This is a genomic window from Halococcus sp. PRR34, assembly GCF_028617175.1.
Taxonomy (GTDB): domain Archaea; phylum Halobacteriota; class Halobacteria; order Halobacteriales; family Halococcaceae; genus Halococcus; species Halococcus salifodinae.
Window position 1 is genome coordinate 22,675 of sequence record NZ_JAQJDA010000021.1, and the last position, 24,725, is coordinate 47,399.

Consider the following 24,725-nt stretch of genomic DNA (forward strand, 5'->3'; position numbering starts at 1 on the left):
TAAGCCAGGTCAAATCAACACGAGGAGACGGAGTAGTCGATTTTCTTGGCGTCACCCGTGGCAATGAGAGTGGTGTTAGTTCGGAGATAGCGGTCTGTAGCACGGTCGATGAGTTCCTCAAATGCACTGATTATCAACGCTGGTACTCCATCACTCCGATCATACACTTCGTCGAGAGCGGTTTCAGTAATCGGATCAAACGGCACTTCCTGATACTCATCGTGTTCGTATTCTGTGGCAGTAGCAACCCGGCGCTGGTAGAGTTCGTAGGCTTCGGCACGCGAGAGCGGGTCAAGTCTGAGCTGGTAACTCACGTCTCGCTGGAACGTCTGGCCGACGCTTCCAACCTGCCCGATCGTTTCCCAGCTTGAAGCGGTGCCCGACAAGATGATATGGATATTCGAGAGATCCGTAAGTTCATGGACCGCGTACAGTGCTTCCTCGGTAGCGAGATCGAGGTCATGAACACCAAGCAAGACAGGTGCGTCCCTCCTTCCGAGTTCATCATGGAGGCGCTGTTTAGTCTGCTGTGTGTTCCAGTCAACCTCAATGGCAAGTTCATCCGCGAGAGTAGCAACAAGCCCGTGTACTGTCGTGGCTTGACCGTTGATCTTCAAAGGCACGAATTCATCACTGAGAGACTCCAGGAGTATATCCAGTAGCGTTGTCTTTCCAACGCCAGCCGTTGGCGAATGGAGTAGAACAGGCCCATTGTAATTCTGGATCTTAGCAGTTATATCCGAGATACTTTCGGCATTTGTGAGTACATATTCGTCAGCAGTTGCAGGGCGGTTGAACGGGTTCGTTGACCATCCGATCGCATCAAGATACGGGTCTTGGTGCTCACCGGGATTGTTTTCAGGGGATTCGGAAGCAGTCGGCATACATGGGGTAGCTTCGGGGTGAGTCATAAACCTCTCGGAGAGGTATCACTATTGCGACCACGATCACTGAGCGGTGGATTCATAGAGCACCAATCGGCCGTCGACATAGTAGGTAAGGGTTCCAGGAGGGAAGTGACGGAGGCGCAGAGCCGCAGCCAGATCACTCCCACTTCCAGCTGCATTCATGATGAGAACAACCAACGCTGCGAGTGACAGCCACTGTGGTCCAATCACCAGCAGGACCAGCCCCAACACTGTGAGAACCACCAGTGGAGCAAGTGTCACAAGCGCGTCCTCCCGCCGCGAAAGAAATTCGCCTGTGATCTCGGTGCGTGCCTCGATCCGCCGGAGGTTGACTGATATCGATGTCGCACATCCACACGCGCGCGCGACTAGTGCATGAACAACTTCATGGAACAGTATAGTGCCAGCCACAGATGCAACCATCACTCCATACGCAAGATTATCCAGAGTGAAAGCGTCTTCAAAGGCTGTTACAACGACATCCACCCCCTGAATCTCGATCGCAAGGGGGATGAATACCCCTATCGAGAGCGCGAACATTCCGATATCGCCAAGTGCAAGATCAAACCACGAGGGTGCCGCCACATATTCGTACGGATCGTCATGGCCTGATGGCGGGGCAGGAACATCGGGGTGGTCTGGTGTCAGTGGATCTTCAAGCCTGTCATCAGCCATTAATTACCCTTTGGTAGCAATCGACATATCGGTTTTGCTGGACCACCCGCGTATCGGAGATGCGAAGCCCAGAGAGATTAAATATGAGGTCACTCTCAGGGATAAATACGCAAACTTCCCTCAAATGGTGAAGCAACTCACTGATCCTCTGGCACGCTCTCTTCAGAGTCTGGCCCTTGGATCCACGGTTAAGCAGCTCGCGATTCTGCTTTTCATTCTCATCTTTGCAGCGGGGTTTATCGCATCACCAGTCGCCGCAGACGGACCCTCGATATTTGCACAGCAATCGGGTAATCAGACCCAACCAGCAAATGCGTCGGTTACGATCGATGGAAATGGAACCACCCAGAAAGAGGTGGTATTATCTTCGGTAACACTCCCGGATGCCGGATACATCGTCGCTCACAATGATAGCTTCAACGCGTCTGAGCCGACTAACGAGTCGATCATTGGTCGAACACAGTACGTTCAAGGCGGGACTTTCGAGGACGTCGTCGTCACGCTGAACCAGTCGATCGCGAACAACTCGTCGGTAGCAGTCACGCTTCACAACGAGACTAATGGCAACCAGACCTTTGACTATAGAAACCAGACCGGACCTGATGCCGCATACCAGAATCAAAGCGGGAGTCCAGTCATGGATCGAGTTCTGGTAGAGCCAACAGACGCTAATAGCTCATCTGAATCGAACCAATCTACAAACGGATCTTCGGGTTCGAATCAATCAGCAAGTCCTCCACCGCTCCCGAAACAGATCACTCTCGATGGAGGGTACAATGCTGAAAATCAGAGCAATACCTACTCGATCAGTGTAACCGGTGAAATCGTCAGCGAGAACGTCAGTAACAATAGCACCTCGAATAACAACACTCGGATGAATGGCACGGTCCCGTACGAGGAATCCAGAGTTCTCCACTATTCTGGTCGGATAACTGATTTCAATTCGAGCGGCGATGTAACCGCATCGATAAACGGCCAACAGATCAATACAGAAGCGCTCGGGAAGAACTGGATTACCCTCTCGACGAAAAACACGACACCGTCGGGATCGACTCACTATCAGTTCAGTGTCGATGGGGTGATTGTCCCTGATGGGAACGCTGCAAACGACACTTGGTCCGACGATACCACGGTCGAAGGGCAGGTCGGACCAAGTGATTTCTCCGACACGTATTACTATTATGGAAGTATCACTCAGTCAAGTATCAACCGAAGTGCTCGTGTGACGATCAACGGAGAGCAAGTGCAGGTGCAGCCAGGAAACAATACTGGCAGCAACAACACCGGTGAGAACAACTCTTCCAGCACAACGCATAAAAATCCGAAAGCGGGGTTCACGCTGTCGAATATCTCTCTCAGCAAGGAACGAATCGAAGCCGGACAAGAGCTCTCAGTCAACGTCACGATAACCAACATCAAAAACGGGCGGCTGCAAACGACAATCGGGCTCGCGACACAAGGGACAGTCACCGACTCCAAGGAGATCACCCTCTACGCTAACGGATCACAGCAAGTCACGTTTCGACGTGAATACGAGTCGCCTGGAAGTTATGCAGTGAAGATCGGCGTTTTGAACAGCTCCAGTTACGTGGTCGCTGAGAGTGAGGTAACGAAGTCCATCGACGTAGTGCAGAGAGGGCAACTGACTCCTACCCCAACACCGACGCCGAACTCGTCGGCTCAGCAGAGCTCAAGCTCAGGATTTGGACCAGGATTCGGGGTGATCGGTGGTCTGATCGCTGTTGTATTTGTCGTTGGGTTGGCCCTTCTCCGCCGATGAATCGAGTTCTCAAATTCGGCGTGTATTTTCTGATCGGCCTCGTACTTTTTTCGATTTTCACTGCCGTACTCAGTGGCGGAGGGGGTGGCGGAGAAGTACTGGATGGCTCCAACTCTGATACAGCCTCGACAGTAACCCCCACCACAACTCCAGAGAGAGGAGACGAATACTACACACAGGAGATCGCAGATCGACTCAGTAATTCGAATATCACCGTCTTGTCTGTCGGCGTGAAAAACAACGTCACGACACTCCGGTATGTCCCAAAACGGCCGAATGAATCCGCAGTTGTCGAGGAAATTGGAACGATATCTATACAATATTCAAGTCTCATCCGTAATGGATGGAACGTTAGCAAGTTAGAAGCCAAAGTCATACCTCCTCGTGAGCGAGCGAGCGGTAATTCCTCCAATTCGACTGATAATTCATCGCAGTCCGGCTCTTCTTCAGCTAACAACTCACCAAACCAATCCAGCGCGAACGATCCAGCGGAGACAAATAGATCGGTCAGCAGCACCACCACTTCGAACGAATCGCGGGAACCAGTTGCCTCATGGCACGTGAAGAGCAAGTGGGTGGCAGACATGGGCGGGGATAATACCTCGCAAAAGTACCTCGAGAACATTCTTAATTCGATCGAATTGGAAGGCCCATTGGGACCAAGAGGACGGGGAAGGGGAGATCAAGAATCATCAGCAAGTGGGGCGGATCGATTCGGGAGAGCGCCCGATTACTCGGGAGGCGAAGGCAAAAGCACCTCCGAGTGTGAGCCTGCCGAAAATAGAAGAGGTCAATGTACAAACTCAAATGGGAACGATTCAACAACGGTTGTTTTTGGCAACGAATCTTGAGAATGATATTGCGGTTAGCGAGTCGGAATCGGCTCGTGTTTCCCACAAGAGAGTTTAAATATGATGGAGAAATGGCTATAATTATGCGACCAGACTCTCGACGTCGTTTCCTTTCCCGCGCCTTTCAAATCAGCACTGGAGCAGCTTTGACTACGGTAGCTGGCTGTATGAGTGGTGGTAGTAATAGTAGCGGTAACGGTAGTAATCGTAGTGAAACTGAGCAGCTGGAGGCAATAGACAACATCTCATTCGCTGGTACAGAGATGAAGATCAAATTTAACGAGGATGCTGTTGGGAAAACAATCAACCTCATCCCCCCAGATAGCGATGAGCGCTTACGTCACTGGACTGTGGAGGGTGGTAAAACATCAATTACGTTTTCGCTAACAGAGAGCTCAATGCAGGGGGGTATGATGCCAATTTCTTCGGGAGAGTATTCACTTGAAGTCGTTGAAAATACAGAAGTAGTCAACAAACGCACACTCAATCTCAAACCAGATCTTCAGCTGGTGAATATAGATACTCCTAGTTCGCCGAAGATATTTGATGTAGATGTCAAACTCCGCAATCGCGGAACATTGCCAGCCGGTATCGAGAATGCTCGTGTGCCTTCTGGCGTTCCAGATCCAACTGATGAAGATGGTATGAGGGTCGGCCGTGTCGACTCGACAGCACATAATGTCCGAAGGATGATTGAGATCGGTAAAACAGCAACATTCAATTTCAAAGAGGATCTCTTTAGGTTAGGGTCTGAGAAAGAGGCACGCAACTATTCAGTCGGCAATTCCTCATTCTCTTCAAGAAAATGTGATGGGAACCAGCGGCAAGCTACACTACTCATCAAAACTTCACAAGAAAGTAAGATGAAGCTCCCCTTCACATATTCGCTCTCTGGCGATGTAGCGGCTAGCGGGCTATGGTACTACTGTGACGAATTCTCCTTTTCATTCCCCCCAAATAAATCTGTGACAACAAACACAACCCAAACAAATGGAAAATGAAAAATTAGGATGGGACATGGGGTTCGAGGGTCGGAAGAGTCACCGATGGATCATTGGTCTCACATGTGTATTGGTTACTATGTGCATATTAGCGACCGTGCCTCTTGAGGGTTCACCTGTGGGGGTTTCTTCAGCAGATCCCACAACAACTCAAACCCAGACCAACGCATCAATAGAATTTAACAATCAGTCGATAGATGGGTCGACGGTCACAGTCCAATCCGCTACATTACCCAGCAGGGGGTTCATTGTCTTGGACCTGAGTGGTGGAGGGGTCCAAGGGGTTCTCGAAGAGGATGCTGTAGCGGTTTCTGGCCAACTCTCAGCTGGTACTTATCGGAATGTCACGCTCTCCGTCAATAACAGCCCGCCAGGTGGCGTTGCCAACCAGACCTCGATTAACAACACTGGGAATTATGAGGTGATCCTATATCAAGATAGTAACAACAACAGCCGTTTCGAATATCTCACGTCTAGAGCGAGTACCGACCCACCTATTATCGTCGGATCGGGCGATCAAGAACGTCTCGTGAAGGATGGTGCTCGATTAACGGTTCGCGGATCGCGCGGTGATCCAAACGCGACACCTGCACCATCTGCAGCTATTCAGTTCACTGAACAACGTGCAAATGGATCAGCAGTCACCGTCGAATCAGTAACATTACCGGAGGGCGGTTTCGTCGCCGTTCACAACGAGAGTTATCTACGTCCATGGGGAGACCCGACCCAGACTGTCCTCGGGCACTCCCAGTACCTTCCCGCTGGAACACATCAAAACGTCTCAGTCGAGCTCACGAACGGATCTACTACGCAAGGGAGATCACTCGTTGCGGTCCCGAGTCGGGATACCAACGCTAATCAGGACTACGATTACGTAGAGACTGATGGGTTTCGGGATGTGTCATATACAGTCGATGGCGAGACTGTTTCAGATCAAGCAGCTGTCGGTGGTTCTGGATCTTCGAATTCGGACTCGACCCAGGATCAGCCATCGGTGTTCGGGGGTCCAACTACGTCACCAAGCACAACAGCAGCGTCTTCTGATACAGACAGCTCTCAGAAAAACACATCGACGAAAAACACATCGGCGACAGCAACCCAATCGGCCGATTCAGGCGAGACTGCCAGCAATCCGATCTTCAGCAATATCGAATGGATAGCCGGGGCCGTGCTACTGGTGGTCATTCTCGGTCTCTATCTTCTGCTCCGTCGAGGATAACCATGGACAGGACATTCAGCTGTTCGCGACGGACGTTTCTGGCTGTAGGAGCGGCTGGGGCTCTTACGGGACTCAGTAGTACGTCGAGCATTGCGAGCGGATCAAGGGGTAGGACAGCAGAATCGTTCTCGTCGGATGTGAGTCGCTTCGATCAGGCAGGGTATCCGTCTCGAATCGCTGAACGCGCATGGGCTGAGGAAGAATATCGCCATCAACAGCGGATGGATGATGAGTTCGCACAGGAAGACGACCCCGATAGTGGCCAGAACGGCGACGGTCCTGGTTCACCAACCTCTCCGAACTTCGGCACAGTTGTGAATGCAGTCGACGATCTCGGTGCTGATCCATCGGGAAGTCGTCCAATCTCTCAGGATATTGGTTCGGGGATTCAAACTGGAACTCTCATTGTATTTCCCCCCGGAAAATACCTTCTTACCGGGAAGTTAGACGCGATCGTTGACGGGAAAGTGGGTCTGGTTGGAGCTGGATACGAGAAATCGGACGGTCCACCAAAACCGGGTGACAATGCCGCAACGTTCGTCGCAGCCGATAACACACGTGCAGCCGTGAATATAGGGGGTTCAACTGGCATCCTCGCCAATTTCGTTTTTGATCAAACAGGGAACAACAACAGTATCTCAATCTTGATGGAGTCTTCAGGATTTGTTCAGTCGCGTGATATTCGATTCATAGGCACCCAAGATAACACTGGTTCGCAGGCAGATGAAGCCCAATCTGATCCGATGTGCCGGTTCGTAACAGAGGAGGGCGCTACCGCACGTGCTGAACGGCTCATCGGGCGCTATATCGGTCTTCCTGGCGACAAGAATAGCGGTGGAGCGCCATTTTTCTGGGTTGGACAAGCGAACAAAGGAACGGCACAGATGGGAAATTGCGCGTCGGAAGGAGCTGCTGATAACGGGCTGTATGGTGGTCGCACACCGGGGAAAGCACAGGTTAAGGGGGGAACATACCGCAATAATGCAGTCTCTCAGCTTCGATACGATGGTGTCGGATCGTGGGCCGATGGTGTCACAATGGTTGTCGATGCAGACAATTACAAGGGACCGACTAATGGGGTTGCCTACAATCAACGATTCGGTGTTCAGGGATTGAAAATCGAGCGGAGGAAATTCCAGAATAAAAAGGCCAGTGGCACTGTCTTGAGAAACGCCGACGTTCAGGTGAAGAGTGTCAACAGCAACATGGGTGCGCCAATATATGTTCGAGGATGGGGTGGCGCACTGAAACTCGAAAACTGTCGTGTCGTCAACCACCTCGATCAGCCGACCATTGTCGCCGAGAGACCAGGTAGTGGTCACGAGGCCACGCGCCCGCCGCACAATATCACTATCACTGATTCAGAAATTGTCGGTTCGAATGCGGAATCAGTCATCAAAGTAGTTGGGCGGGAGAACTCTCTCATCAAAGACACCTGCATTAGAGTCCCTGGTGCAGGACCGGATAGTATCAGCGGAATGCGAATCGGTAGTGGCGTTGGTTTCGGAGAGCAGTGTTCAGCAGGTGGTCTCAAAGCTCCAGATAAAGTTGGAAGTGCTGGGAACCTGAGTTCAGTGCCGATTCCGAACGGGAGTTTTAGCTCAGGTAGTAATGTCGAGAGACTCCCTTATCAGGAGGTCTTTTTCTCTCTTCAGCAACGTGATTCCAACAAGGGCGGTGGCCTTCTGTCCAGTTTCCTCAATGGGATAAAATCGACAATTGGCGGTGCGTTGTTGGTTATTATCAGTGGAATCTTCATGATTCTATTTACAGGTGCCCTCATACTATGTTGCTCAGTGATATTCCTTTATCTGATCTATAAACTCTTCTTTTAACAATTAAACTACAGAGAGCACGATGATAGCAGCTTGGCGGAAACACTAAATAGTAGGTCGTGACAACATAAGCACAAGCAATGATGTCAACTGAGACGCGCCGACGAGTCATCGCAATAGTGTTTGGCGCGGTTTCGGGTGCCGCGGCATTCACGAGTCCAGTAAGTGCACAGGAGGCGGGGTCTGAGTTATGTGGTACACCAGTTGAATCCGCACTCAACGAATTTGGCCCGCTCATCATAAGCGCGCTGATCGTTGTTGGTGCTTTCGTGGCGATGATTGCACATGGTCTGGCAGGCTTACACAAAGACCCAGACACGGTGAGATTTTACAGGAAGTGGCGCAACCGATCCGCCTTGACCGCCGTGACAGTCCCTGTAGTCGGTTATTTCATCGAGGTTGCCCTTGGGATTATGGGGGTTGGACTAGCCAGCTGCATCGATCTCGTCCCCTTCATCTGAAATCCAGGATTTGAGATTCGTAATCGTGCCGTAATCAACATGCTGGTTGAAAGGAGTAACCACTGATGGACCGCCGGAAAGGTATCGCACTGGTCGTGGTCATAGTCCTCATAACTGCCGGAATAGCAGGTGTTACTGGTCTCGTTGCTGCACAAGCCCAATCTGGCAATGGGAGTGGAAACGCAACCGGGAATAGTACCGATGATACCGCATTTGATGACCCATCTGCTGTGGGCAACAATTCCTCGATCGACGACCCTTCTACTGTGGGCAACAGCTCTTCATTCGACGACCCCTCTTCTGTGGGTAACAACTCCTCGATCAACAATTCTTCATCATCTCTCAATACTAATGTCTCATACAAAGCGCCAGAAAACGTAACTGGCGGGAACGCAAGCGGAAATAACAGCAGTTTCGCTGGAGCCCCTTCGGTCAATAACTCGTCCAGTGCATCCGGTGCATATTCGAAATGTAGTGGTGGTATTCTTGACGCTTTGATGTCGGGGAATCTCAATATGACCTGTAGACTGCAAAAATGGATCTTTGGAGCCATATTCGGCGGGATGCTAAAAATCATTCAGGATATTTGGGATATGTTCGTTGGAGCTTTGTTTACAACGCCCGCGCCGGCGGTGAATGGTGATCCAGCTTTCTTTGGCGAGCCCACAAATCAGCCGTGGCAAACACTCTGGAATATCTCCATGTTCAGAATGATTCCGATCGGACTCGTGATCTGGGGGTTCATATTCCTCTGTTCACTGGGTGTTACGTCGCTGCTTCCGCTAGGACCACACGGCGAATACAAAAAACGGCAAATGAATAACAAAGCCGTGTTGGCTTTCATTGGGATAATTGGATCATGGGGACTTGGATCAGCGTTCCTCTGGTTGACGAAAGGGGCTACTAGGGCTATCATGCCAGAAGGAGGACAGATCGCATCGGATGCGTCGCTGGTGTTAGCAAATGCTCAGGGGGCCATTTTGCTGGTTGCCGCTGCATATTTGACTGGTGGAACTATGGTTGCATATTTCGCACTTCTGATAATATTCAGATTGTTGATGGCGGGGATCTTCATGATCGGTCTTCCGGTCCTCATACCATTGGTAATGGTTGATGTTGGCCCTCTCAAGTACATCTCCAACTCGATTGAGCGGTTTATTGATGTCTCGATAATGTTTATAATCATGGTTATCCCGATGGGGCTTGTGCTCCAGGGAGGGTATGCCGTTATCAACGGGCTCAATCAGGGCTCGGATGTGGGGTCCACGGCTCTGAGTGCAGTCCTCACGTCATCGGGCGCGAACGCAGCCCTGGTGCTCGCCGTTTGGATACTCACAGGACTTGTCCCGTTGTTCATGTATAGGCAACTCGGACAGGTCAAAGGAATTGCATCGAGTATGATGACAGCTGGTCGGCGAGCGAGCGATCGCTTGAAAGAGTTGAGTGAATCTGACCCCTCTGAGGTTGACAATGGTCCGGATTACGGACCTGGTTCGATGCGGCCGGACGATATACTCGAAGACACCGATGTCCAACGGTCGTCTGATACGGGCAGGTTCGGGGGAGCTCTTGGAGATGGTCGGGTGCATGCGGGAGACGGAGACGGTCCTGTAGGGATGCTCGGACGAGGACCAGGAATGCTAGCCGATCCACGTGACCCGAACGCTTCGTCGACTCCGAATCGACTCGACGAAGGTCATCCCGCCGCGAGCGCGCTTCCGGGTGGTGAGGGGGGTCAGCAGACGGGTGGTGGTGGAGGCTGGTCACAGTTCACCGACCGTGTTGGAAACGTCGGTGACTGGGCAGGTAACGCAAGGAGCAACCTCAATGACCGGATCAACAACGCACGGGAAATGGGAGGTACCGTTCGAGACAACGGCGGAAACTTCGTTGCAGGAGCTGCCGGAGCAACTGCTGGCTTCTTCGGTGCTGGCGCTTCTGAAGAGAATTCTGGTGGTGCTACTCGGGATACAACACGCTCGGATGTGGGGAGTCACACCACATCTACTTCCGACAGTACTAGCGGATCGGTCAACCAGAGTATGGGTGGCAATGTTGAGGAACAGCCAGATAGTACTGAAGGTAGCTATTATCGCGAGGCAAAAGGCGAACAGATCTATGTGCCGCAATCAACGGGTGGACTTCCGAGTCACGTGGACACTGGCGTTATCAAAAGTGATGGATTCAACCAACATCAAGAAGGTGTTGAGACAGATACTGCAGCAGGAGAATTCTCCAGGATGGGTGACAATTTTGCCGATCAAGATGATGTTTTCGCAGCACGAGATCCAGAATCGGGGCAGCTATATGATTTGTCAGAAGTGGACACTGACCAGCAACCACCCGAACGCGACCGTGACGCCGAGGAACGTCATAAAGGGAGTGCTCGCGATGTCCAGAACGCACGCAGGAGGACCGATGACTGAACAAAAGATGAGTCGGTCCGATACACAGGAGACAACAGATTCATGAGTAGTAGAAATGACCCTTCACGCCCGGTCCTCGACCAGTTTGGAGAGGATGAGACGATTCCATTCACGAATCGAACGTTGGGTGATCTTTGGTTACTTGCTGGTGCCTTCTTTGGCACCGTTTTCCTCGTTGCTCTCCTTCCGGAAGCCTACCAGTTGATCGGATGGGTCCTTGGCGCAATCGCGCTGATCACCGCCATCGTCCTGATTAAAATCGCACCGTCGCACCGCCGGCCCCACGATTGGGTCACGGCTGCAGTGAGATTCAGATTCAGCGATAAAACGATGACACCTCACAATCCCAGCTCAAGCGAGCACACGCCAGAATCGCTGACGAATGTCGATCACTTCGATCCAATCAAGGACTTCGTCGAACGGACCGACGGAGCGCTCGTTGGATTGATGCAGGTCCATGCTGGTAACATGGCACTCGCCAGCGACGGGCAGCTTGAAGACATCGCCGATGATTTCGCAGTGTTCATCAATCGGTTGGAATTTGACATTCAGATTTATAGTTCAGGTCGACGTATTGACCCCGATACACTCGTGAAGCCATATCGTGCGCGTGCCCGAGGGAGCGATATTCGGGACAACGATCAGCTGCGCGATCTCGTTCAGACGTACCAAGAGAAACTTCCAGAGGTGTTCCGCGAGCGCGGCACGAGCGTGCGCGAATACTATGTCGTTGTCGCAGTCACACCGATGGAGATCCGGCTTCGCGATCGGTCTTCAACAAGCCAGATCGCTGATTGGCCCTTCGTTGGGCAGCTCTTCAAGTCTCTCGCAGTGATCAGTGATGAGATGCCTGAAGAGGAACTGAAAGAACAGCAGCAGCGTGAACTCAACAAGCGACTGCAGCGAGTCCGACGAGGTATCCAACAACTCCCCGACTGTACCACTGAACCAGTCGATGCAAGCGAGCACTGCGACCTGCTTGAGGAGTTCTGGACGGGCGAGAGGGTCGATTATGGTGATTCAACCCCACGTATCCACAACCTCCCAGCAGTCGTTCGGGATACTGAGAGTGAAGAGGTGTCCTCATAATGTTCGAAAGCATCAAAGAACACCTTCGAGACGTGCTTGGGATCGAGGATGAACACCCCGACGAACTCGATGGGTCCGATCCAGCCGTCCATGCCCGACTTATCTCACCGACGCATCTCGTCCTCGCTTCCAATAAGATGCGAACCGGAGAGATGTGGGCACAGACCATCTTCGTCGAGGGGTATCCGGAGAACACCGATGAGCGGATGCTGGACTCGATCTACTCGACATCGGGTGCGAACGTGGATGTCAGCATCTACGTGAACAATCACGACACGAACAGTGCAATCGATGGCGTCGAGAGTGCGATTGATGACGTCAAAGCTGCAGTCGTCCAGAAAGAAGACAAAGGCGAATCGAGTGCGCGGCGGAGCAAGCGTCGGCTGAAAAGACACGAGTACATCTACGACCAGCTCATCTCCGGGAAGGATGAAATGGTCAGCATTGGGCTCTATATTACGGTCCGTGCAGAAAGCAAAGATCGTGTCGGTGATGCTACGGACGACATCATTGACACGCTCCGGAAACGGCGGCTCACGGTGAAAAAGCCCGCCTACGAACAGCAGGACGGCCTCGTGACCACGAGCCCACTTGCACGTGACATCCTTCGCTATCGCAAGCGGATGACTGGCGGTGCTGCTGGAGCATTGTTCCCCTTCCGATCGAAATCAGTCATCGAACCAGAAGGTGTGCTCTGGGGATTCCACGCGATGAACAATAGTCCGCTCGTGGTCGATCGGTATGCACGGAGTGGATACAATCTGTTGGTAGCGGGTGATATCGGTGCTGGGAAATCGTTCGACTCGAAGCTGAATCTCCTGCGCCGGTTGTCAAAGGATCGCGACACAGTACTGATCGTGATCGATCCAATGGGCGAGTTCCACAGCTTGACCGAGACGTTCGACGGCAAGACGATCCCCATCAATGGGTCGAGATCGCTGAACCCGATGGAGATCAAGGAAACGCCCGAACATATCATCCGGAAAATCGACGATCGCGACCACAACCCGTTCCGGCAGTCGCGCATCGCAGCACTGGACTTCTTTGATATGTATTTCGCGATGAAGGGCAACGACGAAAGCGGTCTCGACGCAACCAGACGCGCGGTTCTCGAGCTCGCTGTCGAGATCGCCTATGCGCTCAAGGGGATCACCGCCGATCCACGGACACACAGCAACGAGAGTCCAACCGTGACTGATGTCTTGGACATCCTTAGCGCGATGGGGCTCTATCCGCTCCCGTTCGTCATCGCCGCTGAGACCGGCATCGAGTTCGAGGGTGATGAGCTCGAACAACTCGGCATCCCAGATATCGTCGACTACGTGCAGTCAACGAGCATCGCGGACCAGATCGGCAACGGGACAATCGAAACCGTCGAGAGCGCCGATTCTTCCGTTAGCGCCGATGGTGGAAGCGATTCGGTCGAAGAGATCGATGGTATCGGGTCAACATACCGTGATCGGCTGTGCGAGGAAGACCTCTCGACGGTGGGTGATCTCGCAACAACGACTCCCGAGACTGTTGCAGATGCCGCAGGTGCTCCCAAGTCGGTAGCAGCAGACTGGATCCGAGAGGCTGACGAATCTGTCGGGGCTGCGACCGCTGATGGGGGAGAACTCGATTTCGAAGCCGCTGGCATTGACAGTGGACCCGAACAGATGAAACCCGAGATGCCGGATATCGACGCTGAGCGGTTCGGCATCACCGACAAAGACATCAATCAGTACAAGCAGCACGCGAGCGCGCTACGGATGGCGATGCAGTCGTTCCGGCCGGGCCGGACGTACGATCACCTCGCCCAAGAGACGGACGTCGATATCGCCGAATCGGATGAGAAGGTCATCTACCTCGACCTCGAAGAGTCCGAAACGGACGAAGAAACCAGCCTGATGATGAAACTCATGTTCCGGATGATCCATCAGCGCGCGAAACAGTCGTCCAAGCGAGTGATCTTCGCGGTTGACGAGGCTCACATGCTGATCAAGGACTCTGAGAGTCTCGAATGGCTTGAGCGCGCGACGCGCCATAGCCGGCACCACGATCTATCGATTCAGCTCATGACCCAATCGCTCGAGGATATGCTGGGCCACGAAGATGCGAAAGTAATCGCCGATAACACCCAGATCCAGGTTCTCCATCGGATCGATAAGGGGATTACTGACGAGCAGCAGAAGTATCTCGAAATCAACGACTCGGAGAAGGATTTCGTCGAATCAGCAACGATGGGCGAGTCGGAACTGGGGTATTCCACTGCCTTGCTTTGCGTCGAAAACGTCGGGAAGTTCCCGATGCGTGTCGAAGCTCTGGAAGAAGAGATTCCGCTCATCGATCCCGACGATGAGGAGGACGAGGGCGCATAGATAAGACGCTATTCTCGCCCATGTTTGGACCACGTAACCGAGGTAAAGACGGAAACATTGATCTTGAAGCTGTTGATGGAAATCCGTTTGATGTCATCCGTTCTCGAGACAATCACACATGCCAAATTTGCGGCGTTATAACACATCAAAAGAAACACGTGAATTCATTGCCGATTCCGGTCAAAGGGACGGAAAAAACACTCAATAACCATGTGGTAGTGTGCGATAAATGTTTCTTCAGTAACAACCCTGACGAAGTGAATCAAAAGATGCGCGAGTTGTCGAAGTGGAACCATATCGAACGAGGGCTTTCAATTGCATACGCGAAGGTCATACTCCGCGATCTCAAACAGAAAACGCGAGTTTTCGCTCACACAGGGCGTTTCCTGATTCTGCGCCGGTATCTTGTCTTTCTTGCTGGATGTCTACTCGTGATTTCCTCACTTGGTTTTCTTGCAGGGATTGGCGGTGGGTTGCTTGTTTCGCCTCAAACGGGCATCGAATGGTTTCTCAATATGTTCGATTTGTCATACAAAACCGTCCAAACAATCGCTGGGATGCCGTTGTTGATCGTTTTGGGCGTTGGCATCGGATATATTGCACATGTGATTGAGCGCGAATGGTATCATTTCACAGTTCGACTTCCATATGCGAGCTACCATAATGAAAATATAGAGGTTTCGCCCTCGAAATATGGACTATCTCGGCCTACATGGCAATACCTCAGTGTATGCAGTGCTATCGCATTGCTCGGCGGCTTGGACTGGGTCCTCATCTCAATAGGTGTTCTCGACAATCTGTTCGGAGCAGGTGTCTTCTGGATTTTCGGAACACTCGGGAGTGCGTACCTCGTGCGTCCAGCCCTCCACGAAGACATAACCGAATACGGGCTTCGATTGCGGGCAGGTCCTTGGATCGCCGTGGTTCGATATGGGGCTTTCCTCGGTGGGGTTGGATTTCTCACAGCCTCCGGAATGAGTGGACTGCTCGCCGATACGCCGGCTGACTTCCAACTGCTGTTCGGATACGCAGGGACACTCCTTCCACCGATCGGAGACGCTGTTGCCGTTCTCCTCCCAGGCACGACCGGGCTTGCATACGTCGGCCGGCGATATCTTGAACTTCAGTCTCGACAGGTGTCACAGGTTATGCACGGGCTCTGGCGGCCGAGAACCGTGTTTGAAACCGCCCTCAACGAGAGCGAACCAGGGATACTGTCGACAGCCAAAGCGCTACCATCCATCCTCAATCGACCGTGGAGTCCGCACTCTAACCCTTATCTTGGTCATGATTTCGAATTGGTTGATGAAGAGGATGAACAGAAGGCAGATGTTAGTCTTGATGACGTGCGCGAGGTTTTCAGTGAACACGATGGAATATTGTCTGTGTCTGAAGTGACTGAGATGCTCGGGGCGTCATTTCACGAAGTAGCTGATATATTTGACGAATTGGAAGAGCGTGACGAAATCATCATACATGGTGATGATGACGATGATCGGAACGATCAAAATCACGATGAAGACTCCCGGTCAGGGTCTCACACCCAGACCGAGAGCACCGGTAGTGGGCGTTCCGGCACTCACTCTAACCGCTCTCACGATGGGACCTCTCCACAGGAGGGTCCAGCAGGTGATAATCAGACTCCTCGATCCGATACCGGGACAAATAGTCCCCGCGACTACGGGGGAGATGGTAATACGGGAGGCGGCTCAGGCACAGGTGGAACCCGTTCGCAGTACGCGCAGAACAAGGAGCTCGCCTTTGATCGCGATGATCGCATCTGTCAGCTGTGCGGTGCTGTCGGGTATCCCAAGACCGATCTCGGTCTGGTTGCGGTCCCCGCAGGTGACGGCAACAACACCGATGATGGTGGCGAATACGCAGTCGAGAACCTCGTCACCATCTGCGACACGTGTGCTCAAAACCACGACCCCGAAGAGCTTCAGCGGCAAGCTACACAGCTGAAAGAGTGGGCCAACGTCGACGACTTCTCTGGGGTTCCAACAGACTCCGGCGACAACTATATTATTGATGACGAAGGTAGTGAATCATAACGGTACGATGTCTGATAAGCCTTCATCCAGCAGTAGAAGTAGTGTTACTCGTCGTTGGTACCCACAGTCTGACGATCGTGGCAGTCACGGCGGAACGCGAGATTCATAGAATCAAATCATGAACCGCGAGTATGTTCACGTTGTCCCGAGCTCCGAGTCGTACTCACCACGCAATGTGCCGGATCTGCTGGCCACACTTCACAAGCTCTGGTTGGACGACGCCGAAACCCCTGTCAAAGACTTCTTCGGAGCGTTCGTCCCGTTCCACAGTACGGACCCACCGCAACCCTCCTTCGAGCTGGTGATCTACAGTCAGGGCGAAGACGAGCCCGTCGAATTCTACTATGGGTGTGACGCCGATCTGCTCGACACGCTCGAAGAGCGTCTCCGGACGCTCTACCCATCCACGTTCGAGATCGAGCGGATCACCACCGACCTCACACGCAAGCTCATCCACCCCGTCGAGTACGAGGTCGACGAATTCCGCGACCGGCTTGATCAGGGTGAGCTCTACTGGGATCACAGTGAGACGGGGAGTGCCGGCAGCACCGTTGTCGGCGCGAAACGAGAGGCGATCGAAGCTTCTGAGGAGGGCGCTGGGACAGCCACAGTAGACCAATCTGGCACCGAAGACGGGGAGATTCCTGTCGACAGTGACACGGACACGGCCAGCGACGGTCTCGATCACCCCACGAGTGCTGACGGCGGGACGGCACAGGCTTCAGCCACCACCGACTCACCGCGAGTCATCCGCCATGAGACGGGGTTCATGACGCTCGACCCGCCCGATGCGATCCCCCGCCACGACTCGCTGAGCAACCTCGAACGACCGACGCTCACGCAGCGAGGAACTGTCCTTGCTCGGCCACCGATCGATGACGATTCAGTGACTCCGTTCGGCGTGCGCTGGGACGCGTATACACCCGAGCGAAAGAAGGACTGGATGACCTCCGCCACGACCCTGTCCGATTGGACCACCCAACGGCGGACCACCGATGAGAGCGATCAGGAAACGACCGAACACGAGCAAACCACAGCCCCGAACGGCGAGGTGATCGATTACCTCGTCGACGCAGAAGAACCGACTGCAGCACAGTTCATCTTCCGGCCGAAACCTGACTGGGAAGATGCGAGAATCGATCGCCAGATCGCTATCGAGGACCGGAAGGATACACTCGGTCAACGGGCAGCTCACCTGGTTACCTCCGCAGTTGAGGGGGTGTTTGATACAGGTGCGCCACCGGAAGGGGTCAAACAGCAGCGGCGGCACCGGCGAGAAGGCCATCGGACTCCTAACCAGTCTGTTCCGAGTGGTCGGCGCTCTTCGGGTCCCAAAGAAGACACCAAGGACTACCGGCGACTGGAGCAGATCAAAGCCGTCACTACGGGGAAGTCCTACACGACCAACATCCGGACAGTCGGTATTCAGGTTGACGGTGCGGCGGGTGGGGAGCAGTCACCGTTCGAAGCGGAGGCTGAAAGCGAGGGTAGAGCTGACGCCAGCCTTGAAGCGACGCTCAATGGACTCTGCTCAGCTCTCGATCTCCTTGACGGAGAATTTTACAGGATGCAGGGATCGCGTATCGAGGGTGAAGCGGAGGCGAAGAAAGCCCTCGATCGGTTCACCAACCGGGAAATCACGACCGGCCGAGGGAAAACCCGATCTGATTTCGTGTTCACTCCCAACGAGCTGGCGAGTCTCTTCGTCGTTCCGTCCTCCGAAAACCTGTCGGAGAAGGCCACGCGAGCGGTCCAAGCCGAACAGCAGAGCCGGTCGCCTGTTGCTGGGCCGCGACCAGAACTCCGGCCACACTACAAAGAGGGGATGGCAGTGGGCGACCTGCCGGATACGACCGGGTATACGCAGCCGGAAACGATGCATCTTCCAGCGACGTTGATGCGGACTCACTGGGCGCGGTTCGCTGCGACCGGGTCGGGGAAATCCACAGGTCTAGCGACGGATGCGCTATCGACTGCGGAAAGCACCAACGGCCCAGAGATTGTGATCGAGCCGAAAGACGGTGACGTGATCCAGAACTTCATGCGAGCCTACGCGGCCAAGTATGGGTTCGACGCCCTCGAAGAGGACGTGCTGTACTTCCCGGTACCAGAGGTCCTTCCCGGTGTATCGGTGTTCGATGCCCGGCAATCGCTTTCGGAGGGAGCGCGCCGAACAGACGTCATCCAGGACTTGGCCGAACGCTACGTCGAGATCATCAAACTCCGGATGGGAACGGATGCATTCAACGACGCCAAAAACGCCGAGACGGTCATCAACTACCTGATCGACGCACTGCTCGATGAAGAGTACGGTCGTGAGAACGGTCGATACCGCCAATCGGAGGATTTCTTCTCGCATGGACAGCTCCAGCATGTGATCGACCGCGTGTTGGAAGCAATCCAAGTGGAGAACACGAACGCGCTCCCGAAGTCATCAACCGACCAGACTACACGCTCACTGCGTCGATATCTGATGGACGATCCTTCAACGGCGAAAAACATTCTCCGGGGTGTGGCAACGCGAGCGGATACGATTTCGCGTGATCCGCATATCCGGGAGTTGTTCAACAACACGACGCCGAATTTCGACTTCCGCGAGATTCTTGAAACCGACAAGATCGTGTTGTTCGACCTGAGCGGATTGCGAAAGAACCCGTCGAAGAGCATGGCGGCAGTCCTGCTGACGATGCTCTACGACGCATTGGATGATCGCAACGAGTGGTTGAACAACCGGCCCGACAACTACGTCGTGAACCTGTTCGTCGACGAGGCGCATACGGTGACGGTCGCCGAAACGATGAACACGCTGCTCGAACAGGGGCGTGGCTATCGGATCGGCGTCGGGCTGTACGCGCAGTATGCCGAGCAGATGCGTCACGAAGGTGGTGAGCAAGTCTATCAGAACGCACTCAACAATATCCATACCCGGATCGTGGGGAACATCCCGGTTGACGATGATCTCGCAGAAGCACTCGCAACCGAGGAATCGGACCCTGTCGCAGTGAAAAACCGTCTCCGGTCGATGCCGCCAGGAGAGTGGTTCGTGCGGTTCCCGAGCCCAGAGTTCTTTGAGTCTCCACCACGGCCGTTCACCGTGCAGTCGCGTCCGATCCCGCCAGGACACGCCGAAGGTGATACCCCACTGAGTCAAGAAGACGAAGAGCGGTTCCAAGAGACAGTCGCCCGGATATCAGCTCACACGGATGCAGAATACGGGGCTGAAGAAACGCCAGTATCGATCCTGACCGAGGCTCCACTGGGAGTGATTGACCTGTTGGATCTGGGGTCGCGAGACATGGACCGAGTTCTGGCATCGTTGGTGCAGTCAGCGCAGATGACGACCAGCCGAGAGACGCCCAACAAGACCGTTGACGTCGACGAGGTCCTCGATGAACTCAGTGATTGCTACGAGATGGCCGACGGCTGCTCGACCGACGACATGCCCGGTCGCGACGAGCTGGTAGGGATCATGGAGCGGTCGCGGTTCCTGGAGCTCGAAACCGACTTCACCGACTCCACCAACGCAAGCGGGAGTGATAGCAACCTGCAGGTGCGGCTGGCCGAAACCAGTGCCAGCGCAGACACAGGGATGGACGACACCGGGGAATCGCCGGTGAGTGAGGAAACCGACGAAGAGCCAACCAACGAGGAGGCAAGTGGGGATAAGGATACGCTTCCAGACGAGGACGAAGACAAGGGCGAGGGTGAAGATGAAAGCCTCGGCGGAGACGATAGTGAGAACGAGAACGAGGACAAGAGCGTCGAGACAGTCATCGAGTCAGAAACGGAGTCCAAACCAGCTGTCGGAACCAACCGAACGAGCGGTGGCGAGGGACATAGTAAGGCACTGAAGCGGATCGATGCAGCACTCCACGCCAACGGCTGGACGATGAAGACAGTCAAGCAGGACAGTCTCGATCTCCCGGACGCACGCGCCTACCACCCGGATATGGCGCAGGTCGCCCACGTCGAAGCCGAGCACACGACACCAGAAGTGCCGATGAAGGTAATCCAGAACTACCTGAAGGCCGCCGAGAAAAACGCGCTGTGCCTCGCAGTCGTTGAAGAGAGGCCCGACGATCCGCTCCACTGGGCACACCGAGTAGAGAACATTCTCTCGGATCCGGTCAAGAAACACGGCGATGATGGAACTGTTGAGCTCTACACGAACAGCGACGAGGAGTTCGAGTTCCCCGGTGGTGGCCATATCGACGGGACTGTGAGAGCAGTCCGACGAGTGACCGGTGAAGACGACTCACGCCGGTCGATGTGGACGCGCGAGTCTATCGAGGACGGCGACGACGAGTACGTGCTCCGGACGAGTGGTGGGGAGGAAATAACACGAATCACCGCAAGCAAGATTGCGGAGCCACGGAAGTCCAGCTTCCCCGCGGTCTATCGGTATCGTCGTGATTCGGAGTCGGGAACGTACATCGTCTACGAGGGTGCAGCAGAGCACACCTACGACTCGAAAGACGCTTTCACCGAAGAGTGGGTGACGGTCAAGCAACCGTTCGTCCCAGCGATCGATCTCGACGAAATCCCCACCCCGAGCGAGGACTATTCGATCGTGGTTCTGCCGGCTGAGGAAGGGGACGATCCCTACGTGTTCGAGGATGGATCGACCGCTCCACTGGCAGCACTCGCATCGGATGATATTGTGCCAGAAGCACACACCTCTACTGTGGGTGACGAGGCATCAGATGATGCATCCTCACAGGGAAGCCCGTCCTCTTCGCCGGAGTCACTCACATGGGAAGAGTCGAAAGAGCGGTTCATCGAGGAATGTCTTTTCACCGCTGATGACCTCGAATCCAATCCCGAGTTAGAGGAAGCAGCCATCATCAGCAATGGTGATCTCGTCATCCCGAAAGATGAAGCTGTTGACTCTTTCAACATGTGGCAACAAGAACATCTCAGTGAGGGCCAGCTTCCCGACAAGCCCAAGAACACATCGAGATTCACTCGGGATATCATCAACCCGTATGTCGACACTCTCGATATAGACACCAAAACGGTTCGACGGAAACTCGATAGTGAGACTCGATCTTGCTATATAAATATCGGGCTAACGAAACGCGGTAGAAACCTCAGTCAATAAAATATTTGTAGATTCTCATCTATATACTATTTCTAAGGAAAAACGCCATACAGTGCAGGGATTTAGAGGGAGACTTCGAAGGAGGTGTTCCTGCGTCACTGCTATTCGAAACACACCTGTCGAAAATCGCAATACTGCGCAGGGATTACGGGGGAGTTTGCGAGGGAGATCCAGTGGGAATTCGCATGGATAGCGAAATTCGAGGGAAAATCGCAATACGGCGTTCGGTCTTCGAGGGAGCCGGGTGGAAAACCAACCGATATAGAGGGGGGCAAATCGTATTGGACTTGGATGGACGGGAGGTTAGGGTTGATACTGTGACTATCACAGATCTGATAGTGAATCTGGGCAGGGTAGCAGCCGTCCGAAACGGTGGGTGACCAGGAGCACTTTCACACACTGACTGAGCCTGAGGTAATCGAGAATACTTCGACCAGTTCACTGACCTCGAGAGCATCATCGACACCCCACAAACAACGACGATACTCGATCTGTCTCAGTTCGATATACCTATATCGTGATACAACACATATCCAAGAATATCGCAGCAATCAGCCCCCATGATTTGGTTGAGTACACCCCCGAAATCGATCGTCGACAACGGCCCAATTTTGTCGCTCCCCGAGGGGGTGAAGGAGTCATCGCAAATGCGCCAGCTACCAGTCGCCCGAGAAACTGAATCGACGACGACCACAAGAGATCACTCCGACATCATTGGCATCGCCGAGATAATCGACCTCGACAAACTCGCTCGATTGACGGCCATCGTGTTCGGTGTCTTGCTTACTGTCTACATCACCACTCTGTGCTTAGCAATCGTGGTTGACTGGCCGATCGTCTCGACTGGTCTGTCCATAAGCAGTATTCTCTCCGGAGTGACGTTCGGGATCGGGATGGTCATCGAGATCGTTCGCTAACATCTATTCGGTGTTCCAGATGGGAGGGTCGAAGTAGTGGAGAAGTGAGGCACAGGAAGATGAGGTGACATGAGGTGAGGAAAGAGAATCACCAGATCATCCAGACTGTTCACCCCCGCTCAAGATTTGTCCACTCCTGGACGCAGTCGTGGGCTCGATTTTTCAGCCCCGAGGGAGTGAGGGACTCCAAGGAATGGCACGGATGCAGTGGCAACGGCGACGGGAGGTTGCATCGACAGCTCATCAACTCCGGACAGTCACATGGATAGTGTTGTTCGCCTTCGTTGGTCTGGACTTCGTCCTCGGTGGGATCTTTCCAGTTTGGATGGTTCTCACCGCCAGTCTCATCGTCTTCCTCGGTGGCTGCTCTCGTGTCGTCTCTCACGCCCAGAGTCGGTTGCTACGCTGAGTTCTTCTCAGAGACGACTCTCCCCCGCACCGCACAGCACAGAACGCATTCACACGCGTTTCTCGCGCGCGTTTGACGAGACCGGACAGCATCCGCGGCCGCGTCCGCAGTGGAGGGTGGTCTGGCCATCGCAACTGTCACGATTGGCCGACCGCTATACGTAGGGCAATTTATCATACCCCTGAAGGGGTGAGGTGTTCAAGAGATGAGCATCAGTGCCGACGGCGGCAACGCACAGACTCGTGATTGTCCGGACTGCAGCGAGGAGATGGAGTACGACGTCATCCGCGAGCACGGATGCGAGTTCGAAACGACGCTGTATCAGGGGTGGTGGTGTTCGAACTGTAGCAAGGGCATGGTCGCCTGTGGTGAATGCGACAGCCTACACCATCCGGACTACGAGTGTCAGCCCAAGCAGGAAGCGCGGTTCGAGGCTGCCCAGGACGAGCTCGGTGGCAAGGCGAAGATCCCCCGGTATGGTGAAGTTTCGCTTGAGGAGTGTGAAACGATCGGGGATGGTGACCCGGTCTACATCGTCGAGGACCGGTGTCCACATAGTGAGTGCGCCGGCGATCTCATCTTCAAGTTGGTTCGCAACGACGGCTTCGCCAAGCAGTATCCCCATGTTATCGAGTACGAGTACGAAGCCGTCTTCGAATACTGCTCGCGACTCGACGAGGGTTGTTCGTATCGACGGCCCTGACAGCACCAGCGCTTTCTTTTTGCTCTCTGGGGTGGCACGCTCGCTTCGCTCGTATCCTCTCCGTATCAGTGTTCTCTCTGCACCGCATCGGGGTGAGACTCCCTCCGGTCGTCCCACCCCTGCTACGGGTCGGTCGTTTCGCAGGCAAAAGCCTGGTCTACTGTCCTGGAGGTTTTGTTCTTCCCAGAGGGGGTGAGGGTTTCGAGTGATGGAGCGATGCCACTCGGAGGTTGGTGTCGAAGAGACAGGCCGGACCGAGATGAGACGAACCGAGACGACAGGAGACGAGTCGGTGAAGCCCTCGGAGTAATCAATGAGTTCTGGGACTCACAGCGGGAGACTGGTAGCGGCAGTACAGCCAGACAACAACGAAGAGTTCGAACAGATCGCATCGACCGTCGGTGCGGTGCTTGCGTATGTACCGTTCGGGTGGTGGATCAGTACGACGTACCCCAGCTTCGCACTTCTCGGTGGAGTGCTGGCAGTCGTCGTTGGGAGTGGACCGGATCTGCTGACCGGGATCGGGATCCCGAAGCGGTGGACGCATTCGCTAGCTGGATCGATCGTCATCGGCGGGCTGCTGGCCGCCGGTGGGTGGTGGTTCGCCGGTAATATCCATATCTACGCTGGACAACGGCTCGTAACGTCGCTCGCCGCGGCGGAATACGGCTTCGTGATCGGACTGGCGAGTTCGTTCGGACACGTGCTCGCCAGTGAGGTGACTGGCTCGGATATCGAGCCGTTGTGGCCGCTTACCAATCGGGAAGGGTCGGTCAACGTTCGTTCGTTGGTCGATCTCCGGAACAACGAGGGTGTCAACTTCGTTGGTTCGCTTGGAGTTGCCGCTATCGTCTCGTCGATCGTGACTGCGATGGTCTTCCCTCTGTAGGGCCGGCGTTCTCGTGGTCTCGTTTTTTGGTATCGTGACCGTATGCG

The 24,725-nt window shown here is 54.0% G+C and carries 15 protein-coding genes; 13 read left to right on the forward strand and 2 right to left on the reverse strand.

Translation table 11 applies throughout. The annotated features are described in order from the left end of the window. Nucleotides 1-14: 14 nt before the first annotated feature. Together PHA81_RS17550 and PHA81_RS17555 are read right to left on the reverse strand one after the other, a co-directional pair. Nucleotides 15-884 carry an ATP-binding protein gene (locus tag PHA81_RS17550; protein WP_273837802.1) on the reverse strand — a complete coding sequence of 290 codons (870 nt, stop codon included), beginning with the start codon at nt 882-884 and terminating at the stop codon, nt 15-17. Nucleotides 885-947: 63 nt separating this feature from the next. After that, a complete protein-coding gene (locus PHA81_RS17555) occupies nt 948-1,583 on the reverse strand; it encodes a DUF3267 domain-containing protein (protein WP_273837804.1) in 636 nt (211 codons plus the stop codon). 10 nt (nt 1,584-1,593) lie between these two features. Here PHA81_RS17555 and PHA81_RS17560 point away from each other — a divergent pair, with 10 nt between their 5' ends. The 13 genes from PHA81_RS17560 (at nt 1,594) to PHA81_RS17620 (ending at nt 24,678) form a co-directional block, all read left to right on the forward strand. Continuing rightward, nucleotides 1,594-3,363: a hypothetical protein gene (locus PHA81_RS17560; RefSeq protein ID WP_273837806.1), complete on the forward strand. Its 1,770-nt coding sequence runs from the start codon at nt 1,594-1,596 to the stop codon at nt 3,361-3,363. Then, on the forward strand, nt 3,360-4,214 hold the full coding sequence (locus PHA81_RS17565; protein WP_273837808.1) for a hypothetical protein: 855 nt from the start codon (nt 3,360-3,362) through the stop codon (nt 4,212-4,214). Before PHA81_RS17560 ends, PHA81_RS17565 begins: the two co-directional genes overlap by 4 nt. A gap of 167 nt (nt 4,215-4,381) precedes the next feature. Beyond that, nucleotides 4,382-5,215, forward strand: a complete 834-nt coding sequence (locus PHA81_RS17570; protein WP_273837809.1) for a hypothetical protein — start codon at nt 4,382-4,384, stop codon at nt 5,213-5,215. Nucleotides 5,216-6,571: 1,356 nt separating this feature from the next. Then, complete coding sequence (locus PHA81_RS17575; RefSeq protein ID WP_273837811.1) at nt 6,572-8,269, forward strand: hypothetical protein; 1,698 nt, start codon at nt 6,572-6,574, stop codon at nt 8,267-8,269. A gap of 83 nt (nt 8,270-8,352) precedes the next feature. Continuing rightward, entirely contained in the window at nt 8,353-8,730 is a 378-nt protein-coding gene (locus tag PHA81_RS17580) for a hypothetical protein (protein ID WP_273837813.1), read from the forward strand. Between the two features lie 65 nt (nt 8,731-8,795). Beyond that, nucleotides 8,796-11,156: a hypothetical protein gene (locus tag PHA81_RS17585; protein WP_273837814.1), complete on the forward strand. Its 2,361-nt coding sequence runs from the start codon at nt 8,796-8,798 to the stop codon at nt 11,154-11,156. Between the two features lie 42 nt (nt 11,157-11,198). Next, a complete protein-coding gene (locus PHA81_RS17590) occupies nt 11,199-12,245 on the forward strand; it encodes a hypothetical protein (RefSeq protein ID WP_273837817.1) in 1,047 nt (348 codons plus the stop codon). Then, nucleotides 12,245-14,605, forward strand: a complete 2,361-nt coding sequence (locus PHA81_RS17595; protein WP_273837819.1) for a hypothetical protein — start codon at nt 12,245-12,247, stop codon at nt 14,603-14,605. Before PHA81_RS17590 ends, PHA81_RS17595 begins: the two co-directional genes overlap by 1 nt. A 20-nt stretch (nt 14,606-14,625) precedes the next feature. Then, the gene (locus tag PHA81_RS17600; RefSeq protein ID WP_273837821.1) at nt 14,626-16,659 is read left to right on the forward strand and encodes a hypothetical protein; all 2,034 of its coding nucleotides are present in this window, start codon (nt 14,626-14,628) and stop codon (nt 16,657-16,659) included. A gap of 175 nt (nt 16,660-16,834) precedes the next feature. Then, nucleotides 16,835-21,760: a type IV secretory system conjugative DNA transfer family protein gene (locus PHA81_RS17605; protein ID WP_273837823.1), complete on the forward strand. Its 4,926-nt coding sequence runs from the start codon at nt 16,835-16,837 to the stop codon at nt 21,758-21,760. Between the two features lie 647 nt (nt 21,761-22,407). After that, nucleotides 22,408-22,677 carry a hypothetical protein gene (locus tag PHA81_RS17610; protein WP_273837826.1) on the forward strand — a complete coding sequence of 90 codons (270 nt, stop codon included), beginning with the start codon at nt 22,408-22,410 and terminating at the stop codon, nt 22,675-22,677. 614 nt (nt 22,678-23,291) lie between these two features. After that, nucleotides 23,292-23,789 (forward strand): hypothetical protein, encoded by a 498-nt coding sequence (locus tag PHA81_RS17615; RefSeq protein WP_273837828.1) that lies wholly within the window; start codon nt 23,292-23,294, stop codon nt 23,787-23,789. A 313-nt stretch (nt 23,790-24,102) separates the two neighbouring features. Then, complete coding sequence (locus PHA81_RS17620) at nt 24,103-24,678, forward strand: hydrolase (RefSeq protein WP_273837830.1); 576 nt, start codon at nt 24,103-24,105, stop codon at nt 24,676-24,678. Nucleotides 24,679-24,725: the final 47 nt, after the last annotated feature.